Raw genomic sequence first — 1,785 nt, forward strand, 5'->3', positions numbered from 1 at the left:
ATCAGACAATCTGTGTGGACACTGCGCAATGCGTATCGTGAGGTAAGGAGGTGATCCAACCGCAGGTTCCCCTACGGTTACCTTGTTACGACTTCACCCCAGTCATGAATCACAAAGTGGTAAGCGCCCTCCCGAAGGTTAAGCTACCTACTTCTTTTGCAACCCACTCCCATGGTGTGACGGGCGGTGTGTACAAGGCCCGGGAACGTATTCACCGTAGCATTCTGATCTACGATTACTAGCGATTCCGACTTCATGGAGTCGAGTTGCAGACTCCAATCCGGACTACGACAGACTTTATGTGGTCCGCTTGCTCTCGCGAGTTCGCTTCACTTTGTATCTGCCATTGTAGCACGTGTGTAGCCCTACTCGTAAGGGCCATGATGACTTGACGTCATCCCCACCTTCCTCCGGTTTGTCACCGGCAGTCTCCCTTGAGTTCCCACCATTACGTGCTGGCAACAAAGGATAAGGGTTGCGCTCGTTGCGGGACTTAACCCAACATTTCACAACACGAGCTGACGACAGCCATGCAGCACCTGTCTCACGGTTCCCGAAGGCACTAAAGCATCTCTGCTAAATTCCGTGGATGTCAAGAGTAGGTAAGGTTCTTCGCGTTGCATCGAATTAAACCACATGCTCCACCGCTTGTGCGGGCCCCCGTCAATTCATTTGAGTTTTAACCTTGCGGCCGTACTCCCCAGGCGGTCGACTTAACGCGTTAGCTCCGGAAGCCACGCCTCAAGGGCACAACCTCCAAGTCGACATCGTTTACAGCGTGGACTACCAGGGTATCTAATCCTGTTTGCTCCCCACGCTTTCGCACCTGAGCGTCAGTCTTTGTCCAGGGGGCCGCCTTCGCCACCGGTATTCCTCCAGATCTCTACGCATTTCACCGCTACACCTGGAATTCTACCCCCCTCTACAAGACTCTAGCTTGCCAGTTTCAAATGCAGTTCCCACGTTAAGCGCGGGGATTTCACATCTGACTTAACAAACCGCCTGCGTGCGCTTTACGCCCAGTAATTCCGATTAACGCTTGCACCCTCCGTATTACCGCGGCTGCTGGCACGGAGTTAGCCGGTGCTTCTTCTGCGAGTAACGTCAATCAATCGTGCTATTAACACGACTGCCTTCCTCCTCGCTGAAAGTGCTTTACAACCCGAAGGCCTTCTTCACACACGCGGCATGGCTGCATCAGGCTTGCGCCCATTGTGCAATATTCCCCACTGCTGCCTCCCGTAGGAGTCTGGACCGTGTCTCAGTTCCAGTGTGGCTGGTCATCCTCTCAGACCAGCTAGGGATCGTCGCCTAGGTGAGCCATTACCCCACCTACTAGCTAATCCCATCTGGGTTCATCCGATGGCGTGAGGCCCGAAGGTCCCCCACTTTGCTCTTGCGAGGTCATGCGGTATTAGCTACCGTTTCCAGTAGTTATCCCCCTCCATCAGGCAGATCCCCAGACATTACTCACCCGTCCGCCGCTCGCCGGCAAAGTAGTAAACTACTTCCCGCTGCCGCTCGACTTGCATGTGTTAGGCCTGCCGCCAGCGTTCAATCTGAGCCATGATCAAACTCTTCAATTTAAGATTTGTTTGATTTGCTGCTAATAAAAGCAGCGATGCTCAAAGATTACTTTCTGCAAATATGCATTCGAACCGAAGTTCAAATGTGTACTGCTTTGGTCACTCTTCAAGACTTTGATATTGCTTCTGCCTGCCGAAACAGGCTTCGATATCGTCTTGCGAGTGCCCACACAGATTGTCTGATAAATTGTTAAAGAGC

The 1,785-nt window shown here is 52.5% G+C and carries 1 rRNA gene; it reads right to left on the minus strand.

The window, feature by feature from the left end:
* Positions 1 to 43: 43 nt before the first annotated feature.
* Positions 44 to 1,586, minus strand: a 16S ribosomal RNA gene (locus AACW11_RS17265).
* Between the last annotated feature and the right edge of the window lie 199 nt (positions 1,587 to 1,785).

This window comes from Yersinia sp. Marseille-Q3913, assembly GCF_963892745.1.
GTDB classification, from domain to species: Bacteria; Pseudomonadota; Gammaproteobacteria; order Enterobacterales; family Enterobacteriaceae; genus Yersinia; species Yersinia bercovieri.